This is a genomic window from Streptomyces umbrinus (assembly GCF_030817415.1).
GTDB lineage: Bacteria > Actinomycetota > Actinomycetes > Streptomycetales > Streptomycetaceae > Streptomyces > Streptomyces umbrinus_A.
Window position 1 is genome coordinate 11,714,587 of sequence record NZ_JAUSZI010000002.1, and the last position, 15,334, is coordinate 11,729,920.

Here is a 15,334-nt window from a genome sequence, read left to right on the forward strand (position 1 = left end):
TACAGTTCCAGGAGATCATCATCTGCCTGGGAGCGTTCATGTCCGGTAGCCTCCGGAAGAGACCCGCCGAAGCCTTCGAGGCCATTGAGCCTCCGGGCAACGCCGAACTGATCGCCGCCGTGGTGGCGCTGACGGCCCTGGTGGAGGTCCTCGGCATCCTGTCCCGCTCCGAGGTGTGGCTCCTCGGACTTCTGGTGTTCCTGCCCGGGACGGCATCGGCGCTGTGTACCGTCCGGCAGACAGGGTTCGTCGCCGCGTGGACCACGCTCGTCGTCACCACGACCGCGGTGCTGCGGGACGTCGACGAGAGCCGCTGGCTCGACCGCCTTCTGCTGGTCCTGTTCACCCTCGTCCTGGCCACGACCTCGGTCTACGCCTGCAGCAGGAGGATCAGGCGGGAACACGAGATGGTGCGGCTGCGCTCCACCGCCGCCGCCATGCAGCGCCACATCCTGCATCCGCTTCCCCTGGTCACCGGTGACGTTCTGGTCAACGGTGTCTACGAGCCCCTCCATGAGGACAGACTCGTCGGCGGCGACATCTACGACGTGGTCGCATCACCGTGGGGGACGCGCGTTCTAATCGGGGACGTGCAGGGCAAGGGCCTGGCCGCGGTGGGCACCGCGTTCGCCACCATCGGAGCTTCCGTGAGGCCGCCCACCGTGAGCCGACTCTCACGGCGCTCGTCGACGCGCTGGACGCCGCTGTCGTACGCCACAATTCCTACGCCGAACACACCGGTGACGACGAACGCTTCGTCACCGCCTTGATCATCGGCATCGAGACGGGCATCGAGGATGCGCAGGCCATCAACTGTGGGCACATCTCGCCCTACGTCATGCACGAGGGCACCATCACAAAACCCTCGCTGGACTCCGGTGTCCCGCTCGGTCTCGCCGAACTCGCCTCCGAACCCACGACGGTCGGGTGGTTCCGTTTCCCCCACGGCGCGACGCTCTTGCTGAGCACGGACGGCCTCACCGAAACCCGCGCACCCGACGGCACCTTCTACCCGGTCGACGAGCGTCTGAAGAAGCTCGACCCCTCGCCCACCGACCTGCCTCAGGCCCTGTTCGAGGACAGCCTCGCCTTCGCCGGCCAAGGCGGACGGCACGACGATGTCGCGGTCCTGACCGTCCGTTGGTCACCGGCCCGCTGAGCCTCCACCTTCACCGACGGCACTGAAAGGTGTGACAGGAGCCAGGTGGCACGGTGACCGTCACGGCTCGGACGGAATGCCGATTGCATCGGCCCACGCGTGAATGAACTCGTCGTGGCCGGTGAAGTGCCGGCGCCGGACGACTCCGGCGGGGTCGACATGGCGTGGCTCGGAGACTCCGAACTGTTGCAGCAGGTCGACGAGGAACTGCCGTGCGGTAGTGGTGAGCCGGGGCGACAGGCACGTGGTCAGGTCTACGGTGGAACGAGCGGAGCCGACACTGGTGTACTGGCGCTCTCCTGCTGGACCGTACGTTCCACCGGCGTTGTTCTACACCTGTATCGGCGCTGTGGGGCTGGGTCCGACAGGGCAGACGACAGTGACCTCCACGGCGGCTTCGCCCAGGGCCGAGACGTGACGGGCGAAAGCCGCGTTGAGACGCAACATTGCGATGGTGATCCAGGCGACAGCTCCCTCGCCCACTGCCCAGACGGGTTCGCCGGCCGGGGGACTGTTCTGAAGTGTCCCCACCTGCAGCCCACCGAGTGCTGACCCGTCCGAATGGAACTCGTAGTAGTACGAGTTCGCTGTACGGCCCGGTTGCCGCGGTGGCGCGAAGGTCAGCCTGTCCGTGCGGACGTCTGGGTGCTCGCCTCCGAGAGGGATCGGTGCGGGCCAGTCGGCTACCTGCCGGCCGACCCATCGCTGGATGTCTGTGCCGCTCGCTGCGTTGAACTCGGCCGACGCCGGGTGGGCCGGCGACGTGCTCACCACGAGCCAAGGCGAGGCGGCACTGAGCTGTGCGGTCGCGTCGGTGACAAGTTGGCCGAGATGCTCATGTCGTTCGGTCAAGCTCGTACTCCCCGTTCAAGGGATGTGCGCGTGCCGGGACTGCGTTGGAGGCAACAGGCCGGTCGGGCTTCGACCATGCGGAAGCCGGACCGACCCTGTTGAGACGTCGTCAGAACAGCTTGCGGGCCTCGGAGTCGGCGAGCAGTTCCGGGTCGGGCACCCGGGACTTGCTGGCGACGTTGGCGAGCATCTGGTGCGCCATGTGGAAGCCGAAGTCTTCGGTCACCGTCTTCTTCCAGTGCCGTGACACGATGTTGTGCGTGGCCCACCGCGTGTAGCGCGGCCGCTTCATGATGAACCGCGCGAGTTCCCAGGACCGGTCGAGGAGTTCCTCGCGGGGGAGTACGTCGCTGACGATCCCCCACTCGAGGGCCTTGTCCGCCGGGATCGACTTGGCCGCATAGATGTAGTACGCGGCGCGCTTGGGTCCCATCAGGGCTTGAAGCGCCATGTACTGACCGTCTCCGGGAGGGGAACCGAGCCAGAAGTGCGGGTCCATGAAGTCGGCGTCCGGCGCCGCGAGTGTCACGTCGCTCATCATGGCGAACTCGGTGTGCACGCCGGGGCCGTTGACGGCCGCGATGGTCGGAATGTCGATGTTGTTGGCGAAACTCTCGATGAGTTTCCAGCCGTCCGTCATCCGCTGGTAGATGTGGTCGGGCTCCAGTTCGGAGGCGGGTTTGGGGTTGAGCCCCTTGGGATTTCCGGTCATCCACCTGTCACCGGTGCCGGTGATGATCAGAACCTGGTTCTCGGGGTCGTTGCCGATCTCCTGCCACACGCGCGTCCAGACATTGTGTGCGGCGTGGGTGTGCGCGTACGGGCCGTCGTCCGTGTGCAGGCGGACCTCGATGATGCCGTCCTCGCGCCGCATCCGGAAGAAGTCCGCGTACCTGGCCGAGTACTCCTCGAAGTCGGGCGGAGCAAGGTAGCCCGTCCAGTGATCGGCCGGATGGAAAGTCATGTCAGTACCTCCACGTAGTGGGCGGCCGCCCCTTGATGTTTCGAGGTTCGGGCGACGCCGGGGTGGACCGGCCGACCACACGCGTCGGCCCGAGTAATAACTACACTCATGAGTGTGGTTTTAGGGGTCGACTGTACGCTGAGCCCATGTCGAGGGCTATCGCGGCGGTTCAGACTCCCGGGCGCAGGCGGCGTTCCGAAGGTAAGCGGGCGGCGATCCTGGAAGCCGCGGAAGCGCTGTTTCTCGCGGAGGGCTATGAGCGGGCGAGCGTCGATGCCATCGCAGGTAGGGCACAGGTCTCGAAGAGGACCGTCTACGACCACTTCGGCGACAAGGGAACGGTCTTTCTGCGGGTGATCGAGCGCGCCCACAACGCAGTGGTCGACACCGTTCGCTCCGCGATCGACGAGGAGCTGGCTCGGGGTCGTGACCTGCGCGAAGCCTTGACGGCGTTCGGGCAACGAGTGGTCACGCAGACCTTTCCGTCGTCCGACTACGTGACCTTCCGGCGACTGACCTCGCAGCGATGGGCGATCCCGCAGCTGGCCGAGGCCACGCGCGACCGCCCCGAACGGATGCTGGAGGAGCGCTTCGCCGTGCTGGTCGCCGACGGCGAGATCCGGGCCGAGGATCCTGGCCTCGCGGCGCGCCACTTCACGGCCCTCACCATCAGTCTCGCGCTGGAGACACTCAACGTTCGCGGGGACACGGAGGCGGGAGAACCGGAGATTCTGGCGATCATCGCCGACGGTGTCGATGTGTTCCTGAGGGCGTACCGGTAGCCAGTTCCTCCGGCACGACAATCGGCGCCGAGTCATTTCCTCGGCCGGCGCGCTCCCGGCGTCGGTGGCCACTGGCCCACGAGCGCCACCGATGCCGGGCGCGCCCGGCAGCGCGTCAGCCATCGCGAGGTCGAGTAAGCCCTCCGCAGTTGCTTTCATGCAGCAGGCCGGCCCCTAAGGAAGATTCCATGCATTCTTCAGGCTGAATCGCAGGGTCGCTTTAGCGTGACGGCTGTCAGAGAAGGTCAATGAGGGCAGGTCGGCGCGTGGGACTCAACGACGGAGCTGCGTTGCGGATGAGCAACGTGCGGCTCATTGACGGTGTCAGCACAGAGGCAGTGGACGATGCCGTGCTGGAGGCCGACGACGACGGCTGGATCACCTACGCCGGACCGGCGGCACAGGCCCCCGAGCCGATCCCCGGCGTCAGGGCGATCGACGGCCGGGGCGGAACAATCCTCCCCGGACTGTTCGACTGCCACACCCACCTCGGTGTGGCCTCCGACCGGTCGATCCTGGAAGCCGCCCTCCTGACGGACCCCGTCGTGGGTGTTCTCTAGACGACGGAACGTCTGCGTCGGACGCTCGACGCCGGGATCACGTCAGTTCGAGACCTCGGTGGACTTCCCGCCGGATTCCGCGACGCCGTCGCATCGGGACTCATCACCGGCCCGCGCCTGCAGACATCGGTCGGCGTGATCAGCCACACCGGCGGACACGCCGACGACACCTTCCCCGGCGGGAGGCGCCTCGGCCTCGACTACTGCGAGATCGCCGACGACGTGGTGGACGCGCGCAGGGCGGTGCGGCGGATGTTGCGCGCCGGTGCCGACGTCATCAAGATCTGCACGAGTGGCGGGATCAGCAGCGCCCACGACGATCCCGACGACCAGGACCTGCTCGACGAGGAGATCGCGGCGGTCGTGGACGAGGGGCATCGCCACCGAGGACGCCCGGTCGCCGCGCACGCGCAGGGGCGGGAGGGCATCCTTGCCGCGATCCGCTGCGGTGTCACGTCGATCGAGCACGGTTTCGGCATCGATGACGAAGGCTGCGACCTCGTCGGAGAGAGGGGGGCCTTCCTCGTACCGACTCTGTCGACCGTCTTCCAGCCGCTGGACCCGCAGAAGACCGCGCCGTGGCGCTACGAGAAGAAACTTCGCTGGAACGAGCGGACCAAGGAGAACATCGCCGCGGCCATCGCGCGGAAGGTGAACATCGCGGTGGGCACGGATGCCGGCATCACCCCGCACGGGCAGAACCCGTTCGAGCTGTCGTGCCTCGTGGAACTGGGGATGTCGCCGATCGACGCCATCCGCGCGGCGACATCCAACAGCGCCCGGCTCCTCGGAGTGGCGGACACACTCGGGACACTGCGCCCCGGATACGCGGCGGACCTCGTCCTCTGCGCCGAAGATCCGCTGCGAGACATCGGTGTGCTGTCGGCGCCCGAGAACATCGCCCTGGTCACTCAACAGGGCGTCGTCCGCAAATGCACGCCCGCCGACTCCGGTTCGTCACAGGACCTGTCCTCAGCACCTGGACAGAGAAGCCTCCACGCCGTGGCACGCCCGTGAATCACGTCTGCATGTCCCTCTCCGCCCTACCCCGGCACAGCCGCCTGGGGCGATCCGCAGTGGAAAGGAGCCGCTCATGCAAGACATGAGCCCCAGCCTCACCAGAGACGAGCGGGCGACCGAACTGAACACCGGCTGGACCAAGCCGGTCATCGGCTATGTCGCCATCCTCATCCTGGTGAACGTCATGGTCGACACTGTGATCGCCTCGCCCACCTTCGTGCTTCCGGAGCTGAGCGACGCCTTCGACACCAATCAGTTCGCGTGGATCGATTCCAGCGCGATGCTGGCGGGAGCCACTTGGGCACCACTGCTCGGCAAGAGCGCCGACATCTACGGCAAACGCAAAGTGCTCGTGATCACGCTGATCGTCGCCGGCTTCGGCGGTGTCGTGTGTCTCCTCGCGCCCCACATCAGTGTCTTCGTCCTCGGACGCGCCCTGCAGGGCGCCGCGGTCGCAGCCCTGTTCCTCACCGTCGCCATCATCCGAGACATCTGCGCGCCCAAGTTCGCCATGGTGGTGACAGGCATCGTCACCTCGGGCTCGGCCGTCTTCGGGATCGTCTCCCCCTTCATCCTGGAGATCGCCACCGAGGTGTTCGGCTGGCAGTTCGTCTTCGTGGTCTCCGCGGTGTTCGCGGGAGTGGCCGCACTCTGCGTCCGCCTCGTGATCCCGAACTCCCGCAACCGCACGCCGGGCAAGGTCGACGTCGCCGGGGCGCTCACACTCGGCGGCGGCCTCGCGGGCGTTCTCGTCTACATAAGCCTGGGGCAGGAATTCGGCTGGCTGGGGATCGCCCCGCTCGCCATCCTCATCGGTGGGCTGGCCGCGCTGACGGTCTGGTACCTCGTCCTGAGCCGCGTCCCGGAGCCCGTGATCGACATCCGTGGCATCTCAGCGGTCCTCGGACTCGGTCTCCTCATCGTCGTGATGGGCACGGGCGCCTATCGGAGCATGCTCCAGCTCTTCAGCCTGCTGATCGACGTCTCTCCCGACGAGGGCCTCGGATACGGCATCAACGGCCCCGGAGCGCTCGGCCTGATGTTCGGCATCCCATCGATCGGGATCATGCTCGGCGGCATCGTGGCGGGCGCGATCGCCACCCGCGTGGGCCCAGCCCGGCCCCTCGCCGTGGGCGTGGCTCTCGGAACGATCGCCTCCTTCGTGATGTTCTCGGCCGGCGCCGACAGCCTTCAGATCGCCGTGATCTGCTCGTTCATGCTGAGCCTGACTGCAGGCTCGCTGGTCACCTCCGGATTCAACCTCGCGTCCGTCCTCGCGCCGCCGGAGCGCCAGGGCACCGTCTCCAGCATGGTCATGGTGATGGTCGCCGTCGGTTCGGTGACGATGAGCTTCATCGGATCGGCGATTCTCGCGGCGAACGAAATCGTCGTCGACGGAGACACGGTCAACTCGTCGACCGGCGTGCACACGTACATCGCCGTCGCGGGCTGCACATTCATTCTCGCCGCCATCCCGATGGCCTTCCTGGTACGGAAGTTGCGAGGCCACGCGGACGTCCCCGCAGAACCTCACCCAGGAGCAGGAGCATGACGAACCTCGCACCGGCAAGTCCCTCACGGGCGCGGCATCCGTACAGTCCCGTGCGGGCGACCGAGGCCGGACTCGTCTACATCTCGGGGCAGCTGGGAATCGCCGACGGCGACATCGTGGAGGGCGGCATCGCCCACGAGACACGACAGGCCCTGGCCAATCTCCAGAACAAGCTGGCCTCGGTGGGGCTGGAGCTGCGGCATCTCGTGAAGATCACGGTCTATCTGGCCTCGATGGACGACCGCAACGCCATGGACGCGATCTATCAGGAGGCCCTTGTCGAGCCCCTGCCGGCCCGCACGTGCATCGCCGTCGCCGAACTGCCCTACAAGGCCCGGGTCGAGTTCGACGCCATCGCGGTGCGAGACGGGGCCTGAATGCCCAACACCCTCATGAGACGCGGTAGGAACAGTGTCTGATCTCGAAGTGTCCGTCGGCGACATCCGCGCAGCACATGTACGGATCGCCGAGGACGTGGTGCGGACTCCGCTGCTGCCCGCCGCGTGGGCGCCGGGCGACCTCTGGCTGAAGGCCGAGAACCTCCAGCCGATCGGCGCCTTCAAACTGCGGGGCGCCGTCAACGCGATCAGACGCCTCGATCCGGACGCCAGGGCACGTGGCGTAGTCACACATTCGAGCGGCAACCACGGCCAGGCAGTCGCGTGGGCGGCCCGAGCGGCAGGCGTCCGGGCCGTGATCGTCATGCCGGAGGAGGCCATGCCCGTCAAGGTGGAGGCCACCAGAGCCCTGGGAGCCGAGGTCATCATGGCCCCCGGCGCCCGACGAGAGCTCGTCGCAGACGCCGTGAGCGCGGAGCGGGGGATGACGCTGGTCCCTCCCTTCGATCATGCCGATGTGATCTCCGGTCAGGGGACGCTCGCCGTCGAGGTACTCGAAGACCTGTCCGACATCGACACGGTGCTCGTGCCGATCGGAGGCGGCGGACTCATCTCGGGAGTGGGGGTCGCCGTGAAGACCCTGTCCCACCGGACCCGAGTGGTCGGCGTCGAGCCCTCACTGGCCGCGGACACGCGCGACTCGCTCGCCAACGGGCGCCGGATCGAGTGGGACGCGCACGCGACGTATCGCACGATCGCCGACGGAACGCGGACACCTGTCGTGGGCAAGATCACCTTCCCCATCATCCAGGCGACGGTCGACGAGATCGTCACGGTGGACGAGGACGACATCCTCGCTGCCGTGGGCACGCTGGCGCGCCGTGCTCACCTCGTCGTCGAACCCAGCGGCGCACTGAGCGTCGCCGCCTACCTCGCCGAGCCGGGGAAGTACGGGCGGGCGGTCGCCGTCCTCTCGGGCGGCAACATCGACCCGCCGGTCCTCGCCCGCGCGCTCGGCCTCTCAACGTGAAAGGAGCACGTACATGACGTATGCGGAAGCCGTCGCCGACGGCATCTGGGCGGCCGGTACCGCGCGGGTCGGGTACATCCCCTCCGTGAGCGTGGCACCGGTTGTCGACTCGTTGGTCGCGACCGACGGCGGTGCGGACGGCGTCTCACCGCGTGTCACACCGCTCTCGCGGGAGGAGGAGGCGATCGGCGTGATGGGGGCGGTCGCGTTCACCGGCGAGCTCGGCGCCGTCGTCATGCAGGACAACGGATTCGGCAATGCCCTCACGGCACTCGCGACGTTCACATCGTCCTACCACCTGCCGTTGCTCGTCTTCGCGAACACCCGCGGGAGCCTCGGCGAGTACAACTCGATGATCCACTCCATCAGCCAGCCCGTGCCTGCCCTGCTGCGCGCGGTCGGGCTGCCCGTCGTCGAACTGGACCGCAGGAGCAGCGCCGACGACTGGCGCGACACCGTGAAGGAAGCCGGTGTGCACGCCGTCATGACGTATCGCCCGGTAGTGGTCCTCGGGTCGTTCTGGAACACCGACGGAAAGGCCGCCTGATGAAGCGCATCGAAGCACTCAGGGCCCTTGCGGACCTGACGGTCCGGCATCCCGTGGTCGTGACGTGCGCGGCGACGAGCCGCGAGCTGGCCTCGGTCAAGGACAGCGACAACCACCTGTACCTCCTCGACGCGATGGCCTCGTCGGATCGGTGGCGACCGGACTGGCACTCAGCGTGGACGCCTCCGCGCCGAAGGTCGTCGGCATCGAGGGGGACGGATCGCTGCTGATGAACCCGAACGTCCTCCCGACGGGCGGATATCTGGCGCCGGACAACCTGCTCCTCGTCCTGCTCGACAACGGGGTGTACGGGTCGACCGGCGACCTGCCGACCTACTCGTCCAAGATCGACCTCGGGCAGTTCGCGGCCGCCGTGGGATGGACCACGCGTTCGACGGCCACCGTCGACGGACTGAAGGCCGCCTTCGGGGAACTGCTCATCGTGCGGGGCCCGGCGTTTCTGCATGCCCGGATCGAGGCAGGCAACGCGGAAGGCATCGAGAAGCTGCTGATCGACCCCGTCTCGATCACGGATCGCTTCACCCGCTGGCTTCGCGAGGACCACGCATCGGCGGTCGCGGCATGACGGGGAGGGACGGCAGCATCGTCGTGGTCAACCCCACGACAGGCTACGAGCTGGGCTTCTACCCGTACACGACTTCCGAAGCCATCGACCGGGTGCTGGACGACGCGTCGGCCTCGCGGTGGCCCCGGTCCCGTGTGGAGGACCGCGTCGCGGCGATCGGCCGGCTCGGCGACGTCCTGGTGGAGCGGCGGGAGCCGCTGGCGGCGCTCATCACCCTGGAGATGGGGAAGCCGATCAGGCAGGCGCGGGCCGAGATCGACAAGTGTGTCAGCGCCTGCCGCCACTACGCCGAGGAACTGCCCGAGATCCTGCGGCCGGACAGCTTCGACATCGACGGTGACACAGCGATGGTCCGAGTCGTGCCGATCGGGGTCGTGTTCGCGATCCTTCCGTGGAACTACCCGTGGTGGCAGGTGATCCGGGCGATGCTGCCCGCGATCGCGGCGGGCAACACCGTCGTCCTCAAGCACGCGGAGTCCGTCACCGGAAGTGCCATGGCGGTCGAGGAGGTGTTCCAGGAAGCCTTCGGCGCGGGCGTCCTGCAGACCATCGTCGTCGACGGGCCGACGGCGTCGGACATCATCGAGGACAGCCGGGTCGCCGCCGTCACCTTCACCGGCAGCGATCGCGTGGGCGCCCTTGTGGCCTCGCGCGCCGGCGCCGCGCTGAAGAAGTGTGTGCTGGAGCTCGGGGGATCCGACCCGTTCGTCGTTCTCGCCGACGCCGATGTCCCTGCCGCGGCCGCCGCCGCTGTGAAGTCCCGATTCCTCAACAACGGTCAGAGCTGTATCGCGGCGAAGCGGATCCTTGTCCATCGCGACGTGCACGACCAGTTCGTGCACGAACTGGTGCCGCATGTAAGCGAGTTGAGGGTCGGTGATCCGGCGGAGGAGACGACCGAGGTCGGCCCGCTCGCGCGCCAGGACCTGCGTGACTCCCTGAGTGAGCAGCGTGCCCGGGCCCTGGCGGCCGGCGGCCGCGTGATCGCGCAGGCCGAGGCGCCCGAGTCCGCTCAGGGAGCGTGGTTCTCGCCGTCCATCGTCGAAGTGGACGGGAACGACTCGGTCCTCCTCACCGACGAGACGTTCGGTCCGCTCGGCGCGCTCACGACCGGTGCGGACGACGAAGAGCTCATCGCCCTCGCGAACTCCTCGCGGTACGGGCTGAGCAGCAGTGTATGGAGCACGGACCGCGATCACGCCTCGTCCGTGAGCGACAGGGTCCACGCCGGAGCGGTGTTCATCAACACGATCTCCGCGACCGACCCCCGCCTGCCCGCCGGCGGCATCAAGGCCAGCGGCTACGGACGCGAGCTGGGCAAGTGGGGGGTCCACGAGCTGGCCAACATCCAGGCGCTGCGGATACGGAAGACGTGAAGGCTCGCACGGACGAAACGGAGCAGAGGTTCATGGGTGAAGTGAGTCAGGCCGATGTGGCGCTTTCCGGCTACGGCCCGGTCGGCCAGGCCTTCGTGGACCACCTGGCTCGACAGGGGGACAAGCTCGCACGCCAACACGGAGTACGGCCGAGGGTCCGTGCCATCCGTGCGAGCTCGGCGCAGTGCTGGCTGCGCGGGGATGAGCCGGTACCGCCACGCTCGGCATGGGGCCCGCTCGTCTCGCTGGCGGAGACACTCGAACAGACCGCTGCCCGCGTCTTCGTCCAGGCGATTCCGTCCTCGCCCGAACTCCGGCAGCAGGCCGCGAAGGAGGCTGTCGAGGCGCTGCGCCAAGGAGTCCATGTGGTCACGGCAACCAAGAGCCATCTGCTCGGCCACTGGCGCGAACTCGACGAGGCGGCCCGCGGGCTCGGGGTCATGATCAGGATCTCCGGGGCGACGGGGGCGGCCCTGCCGGCGGGAGACCTGTCGAGAACGGCGTTGCGGGGGATGGGCTGCGAGACGATCCGGGCCTGCCCGAACGGCACCGTCACGTTCGTCCTCGACCGGCTTGCCCAGGGCGACTCGTTGAGTGACGCGATCCGCGAGGCGCAGCGCCGGGGAATCGCGGAAGCGGATCCCTCGGCCGACCTGTCCGGCGAGGATGCCGCCGCGAAGGTGCGGCTGCTGGCCGCGCTGGCCTGGGGATGGGATCCGGCGCTGGTACGCGTGGAGACGCAGCCGGTGATCGAGGACACCGCCAGTGAGGCCCTGAGCGCGGTGTCCCGGGGTCGCCGACTGCGGGCCGTCGCCGGCGCATCCGTGGACCAGCCCTACTTCGTCCGGGTCCGATTGGAGGAGACGCAGCCGGGCGACCCCCTGCACGCGCTCGACGGGCCGGAAAAGGCAGTGGTGTTCGGCTGCCCGGACGCGGGCGACGTGACCGTGAGCGGGGGACGCTCAAGTCCGCTGGGGGCCGCTCTCGCCCTGGTGAAGGACACGATCGAGGTCACAGCTCCCCGCACCGGATTCTTCTGATACGACGAGACTCCACACCCACGTGCACTGCCGGGCGGTCCAACCAGGGAGCCGACGTCACCGATGCTCGGCTTCGAAGTCCTCAGCCAGCAGCGGCACGGAGCGCACCGACCTTCCCTCTGAGTCCAGGACGCGGCCGAGCAGTTTGACCGTACGAAGAACCAGCGACCGGTCCTGAATCCGTAGAGCGGGCAGGACCTGTCTCATCTTCCGCTCCAGGTCGTGCGTCTCCGCCGTCGACCGCAGCCAGGCGTCAATGATGACGTTGTGAGGACCGGCCACGATGCTGCACGCCCGGACTCCCGGCAGTGTACGGATCCGCCCCTCGGCCTCCTCGAGTTCGTGGGCGTCGAGCGACCCGAAGTAGACGGCGGCGATGGCATGTCCCGAGATGAGACGCGAGGTGTCACAGCGGAAGATGATGAGTCCCGCCTCCTCCAGCCGTGTCAACCGGCGCCGCACGGCGACGGGACTGAGATCGACCTGTGCGGCGATCCGCTCGAACGACATGCGTCCGTCGATGTTCAGCGCCCGGATGATGCGATGGTCGGGGGCCTGGAGGGCGGCGGCGTGATCCGGTCGGGTCCCGGCGTCGGTACGCAGTTGCCGGCGCTGCTCCTCGTTGAGTGCACCCTCGCGCCACCGACTGGCCTCCAGGGCCGACCGCGTGACGATGTGGCTCTGTATGGATGTGACCCCGGGGACGTGCTCCACCCGGTCGAGTAGGTAGCTCGAGAGAGCCTCGAAGTCCGGGGCCTGCGCCAGCACCACGACATTCCGTGCACCGGAGGTCAACTTGACGGTGGCAGCCTCGGTGTCCGCGGCGAGGATGTCCGCCACCGTGCCCGATCGCCCCGGGACACAGGTGACCTCCACCAGGGCACAGTCGGGTGTCGCGCTCCCTGCCGGGTGGGCCGTGACCCATGCGACTCCCTCGGACTGCATGCGAGACCAACGACGGCTGATGGTTGCCGGATCCACGCCCAGCACTGGCGCCAGATTGCGCCAGCTCACGCGCGGGGCCGAGCGCACGGCGTCCACGATGGCGATGTCGAGTTCATCGAAGGGGGAGTCCCGCATGCCGCGCCGTCGTCCCTTTCGTGCACTAGAGACATCATTCTCGTTGAGTTCGTGCAGTATTTTATCTGATTCTTTGGATTGTGGCGCTGCCCTGAGCCGACACGACCGATGCTCTCGGGACCCCGCCGTCTCTGTGAGTTCTTCGTGAGCCCTGCTGTGGGGGAGGGGCCCCGTGCCGGACCGAACCTTCTGACCTGGGCTGGCTCAACGCAGTTGACGATCAGGTCGCGGGCATCGGGGCCGCTACAGCTTCACCGCCTCGCCCCCGGCGGTCGGCGCCCTGCGTCCGCTGTGCGACCCGGATGCGCCGGAGCTGGACGAGGACGAAGACGGCCACCAGGGCTGAGCCGATGCTGACGGACCGCACTTCGCAGCACGAGGCGGGGCACTGCGTCGGGCCGGCCTGCCGCTGTACGCGCAGCTGCGGATCACACGTTTGGTTCGGCTCCGGTCATGAGGGCGAGCAAGCTGTGGGGCGCGTGGTCGTCGATCATGATCGTGTAGAAGCCGTCGTCGTCCGCTTCCACAGCGGCGGCGCGGGCGAACATGGCTTGTTCGTACGCGGTGAGCGCGGTCTCCGCATCGCCGGGGTGCGAGGCGAGGGCCCGGCCGAGTTCGGCGCCGTCCTGCATGGCCAGGTTGGCGCCTTCGCCGTTCGGCGCCCGGAGGTGGGCGGCATCTCCGAGCAGGGTCACTCCAGGCGCGCGGTCCCAGCGGTGCCCGGCCGGCAGTGTGAAGACGGGGCGCAGGGCCGGCGGGGTGTTGCTGTCGGTGATCAGTGCGGTGAGTGCGGGAGCCCACCCGTCGAACTCCCTCGCAACGCGTGCGGTGAGGGCTGCGGCATCAGTGGTGTCGAAGTCGGTGAACCAGTCCTGGGGCTTCTTCAGCTGTGCGTAGGTGTGCAGGGTTCCGCCGTCTTCACGGTGGGCCAGCAGTCCCCTGCCCGGTGCGAGCGCGAACAGCGAGCCGGCTCCGACCGCCTCCGCGGAACCGCGGTGGAGGGCTTCTGCGTCGAAGAGGAACGTCTCCACGCTGCAGATGCCGAAGTACTCCGGAGTGGCCTTCGAGAGCAGCGGTCGTACGCGCGACCAGGCTCCGTCGGCGCCGATGAGCAGGTCCGCGACGGTGGTGGTGCTGTCGGCGAAGTCGACCTGGTGGCGGCCATCGCCGAGGGCCCGCACGGCGGTGACCTTGCGGCCCCAGCGGACGGTGCCGGCGGGCAGGGAGTCGAGGAGTATCTGCCGCAGTTCGCCGCGCGGTGCCTCCGGGCGTTCGCCGGTTCCGTCGTCAGGCAGGTCGAGCAGCACGTTCCCCGCCTGATCCATGACCCGGTACGCCTCGCGGCCCGGGAGGGTCAGCTTGTGGAACTCCTCGAGCAGTCCGGCTGCTTCCAGAGCGGCCTGCCCGCTGTGGGGGTGCAGGTCTAGCAGGCCGCCCTGACGGCGGGCGTCCGGTGCGGGCTCCGCCTCGTAGACCGTGGCCGGGATGCCGTGCACGTGCAGTACACGGGCCAGCGTCAGGCCGCCCAGACCTGCTCCGATGATCGTGACAGGTGTCGTCATGGTGTCTTCCTAGCTCCTCGTGGGGTGCCGTGACGCCCTCTTTGGATCGCCACTCCAATCACGCTAGCACTAAGTTGGATCGACGCTCCATTCGTGCGATGCTGGGGTCATGGTGAAGAGAACAGCGAAGGGATCCGAGCGGGCTCCGCGGCGGACGGACAGCCTGTCGAGGGAGCTGATCATCCAGACCGCGATCGAGATGCTGGACAGCGGCGGCGAGAAGGCGCTGACGCTGCGCGCACTCACCGTGCGCCTGAGCACCGGCTACGGGGCGATCTACCACCACGTCGCGGACAAGAGTGATCTGCTCGCGACGGCCGCTGACGAGGTCATCACCGGCGTAGTGTCCGGCGCGGTCGCCGACACGGATCCGCGCACTGCTCTGCGCGTCCTCACCCTCGGTCTGTTCGACGCAATCGACGCTCACCCATGGGTCGGTGCGGAATTCTCCCGCCAACCGTGGCGGCCGGCGCTGCTGGACTTCTACGAGAGTGTCGGCCGCCTGCTGGACGCCCTCGGTGTTCCGGAAAAAGCGCGCTTCGACGCGGCAGGCACGCTCGTGAACTACGTCCTCGGCGTCGCCGCGCAGAACGCCGCGAACGCACGGCTGCGCACGGGCAGCGACACGGACCGAGAGACCTTTCTGGAGAACGCCGCCACGCAATGGGCGCAGATCGACTCGGGCCGGTACCCGTTTGTGCACGCGGCGGCGACTCAGCTGGGCGAGCACGACGATCGCAAGCAGTTCCTCGTCGGGGTAGACATCTTTCTCGCCGGCATCTCAGCCCTGTGCTAGACGGCCCCGACACTCGTTGTCCCCGCGGCTCCGCCTGCTGGTGCGCATCCGTACGCCGCGGCGCGATGCCGGCTTCGGCTGACCTTCAGG

The 15,334-nt window shown here is 68.0% G+C and carries 14 protein-coding genes and 1 pseudogene; 12 read left to right on the plus strand and 3 right to left on the minus strand.

Translation table 11 applies throughout. From position 1 onward, the window contains the following. Positions 1–38 precede the first annotated feature (38 nt). Positions 39–1,159 (plus strand): annotated as a pseudogene (locus QF035_RS52140) (PP2C family protein-serine/threonine phosphatase). A 961-nt stretch (positions 1,160–2,120) separates the two neighbouring features. Here QF035_RS52140 and QF035_RS52145 read toward each other — a convergent pair. Further along, positions 2,121–2,975 carry an enoyl-CoA hydratase/isomerase family protein gene (locus QF035_RS52145; protein WP_307529933.1) on the minus strand — a complete coding sequence of 285 codons (855 nt, stop codon included), beginning with the start codon at positions 2,973–2,975 and terminating at the stop codon, positions 2,121–2,123. A 146-nt stretch (positions 2,976–3,121) separates the two neighbouring features. Between QF035_RS52145 and QF035_RS52150 the strand changes: the two genes are divergently transcribed. From QF035_RS52150 to QF035_RS52195, 10 genes are all read left to right on the plus strand, one after another. Next, positions 3,122–3,757, plus strand: a complete 636-nt coding sequence (locus tag QF035_RS52150) for a TetR/AcrR family transcriptional regulator (protein ID WP_307529935.1) — start codon at positions 3,122–3,124, stop codon at positions 3,755–3,757. Between the two features lie 296 nt (positions 3,758–4,053). Then, positions 4,054–4,317: a hypothetical protein gene (locus QF035_RS52155; RefSeq protein WP_307529937.1), complete on the plus strand. Its 264-nt coding sequence runs from the start codon at positions 4,054–4,056 to the stop codon at positions 4,315–4,317. 12 nt (positions 4,318–4,329) lie between these two features. Beyond that, a complete protein-coding gene (locus tag QF035_RS52160; protein ID WP_307531988.1) occupies positions 4,330–5,334 on the plus strand; it encodes a metal-dependent hydrolase family protein in 1,005 nt (334 codons plus the stop codon). Between the two features lie 76 nt (positions 5,335–5,410). Next, positions 5,411–6,889 (plus strand): MFS transporter, encoded by a 1,479-nt coding sequence (locus tag QF035_RS52165; RefSeq protein WP_307529939.1) that lies wholly within the window; start codon positions 5,411–5,413, stop codon positions 6,887–6,889. Beyond that, the gene (locus QF035_RS52170) at positions 6,886–7,266 is read left to right on the plus strand and encodes a RidA family protein (protein WP_307529941.1); all 381 of its coding nucleotides are present in this window, start codon (positions 6,886–6,888) and stop codon (positions 7,264–7,266) included. The genes QF035_RS52165 and QF035_RS52170 overlap by 4 nt, the downstream gene beginning before the upstream one ends. Before the next feature lie 34 nt (positions 7,267–7,300). Then, positions 7,301–8,257, plus strand: coding sequence for a threonine ammonia-lyase (locus QF035_RS52175; protein WP_307529943.1), 957 nt, complete (start codon positions 7,301–7,303; stop codon positions 8,255–8,257). A 13-nt stretch (positions 8,258–8,270) separates the two neighbouring features. Beyond that, positions 8,271–8,804 carry a thiamine pyrophosphate-binding protein gene (locus QF035_RS52180; RefSeq protein WP_307529945.1) on the plus strand — a complete coding sequence of 178 codons (534 nt, stop codon included), beginning with the start codon at positions 8,271–8,273 and terminating at the stop codon, positions 8,802–8,804. 151 nt (positions 8,805–8,955) lie between these two features. Next, the gene (locus tag QF035_RS52185; RefSeq protein ID WP_307529946.1) at positions 8,956–9,390 is read left to right on the plus strand and encodes a thiamine pyrophosphate-dependent enzyme; all 435 of its coding nucleotides are present in this window, start codon (positions 8,956–8,958) and stop codon (positions 9,388–9,390) included. Continuing rightward, complete coding sequence (locus QF035_RS52190) at positions 9,387–10,766, plus strand: aldehyde dehydrogenase family protein (RefSeq protein ID WP_307529949.1); 1,380 nt, start codon at positions 9,387–9,389, stop codon at positions 10,764–10,766. The genes QF035_RS52185 and QF035_RS52190 overlap by 4 nt, the downstream gene beginning before the upstream one ends. A gap of 32 nt (positions 10,767–10,798) precedes the next feature. Continuing rightward, on the plus strand, positions 10,799–11,806 hold the full coding sequence (locus QF035_RS52195) for a homoserine dehydrogenase (RefSeq protein ID WP_307529951.1): 1,008 nt from the start codon (positions 10,799–10,801) through the stop codon (positions 11,804–11,806). Between the two features lie 57 nt (positions 11,807–11,863). Here QF035_RS52195 and QF035_RS52200 read toward each other — a convergent pair whose 3' ends face one another. After that, on the minus strand, positions 11,864–12,886 hold the full coding sequence (locus QF035_RS52200) for an Lrp/AsnC family transcriptional regulator (protein ID WP_307529953.1): 1,023 nt from the start codon (positions 12,884–12,886) through the stop codon (positions 11,864–11,866). A 428-nt stretch (positions 12,887–13,314) separates the two neighbouring features. Beyond that, positions 13,315–14,448, minus strand: a complete 1,134-nt coding sequence (locus QF035_RS52205) for an FAD-dependent oxidoreductase (protein WP_307529955.1) — start codon at positions 14,446–14,448, stop codon at positions 13,315–13,317. A 109-nt stretch (positions 14,449–14,557) separates the two neighbouring features. On the opposite strand from QF035_RS52205, the gene QF035_RS52210 reads away from it, so the two are divergent. Continuing rightward, positions 14,558–15,244 carry a TetR/AcrR family transcriptional regulator gene (locus QF035_RS52210; protein WP_307529957.1) on the plus strand — a complete coding sequence of 229 codons (687 nt, stop codon included), beginning with the start codon at positions 14,558–14,560 and terminating at the stop codon, positions 15,242–15,244. The last annotated feature ends 90 nt before the right edge of the window (positions 15,245–15,334 follow it).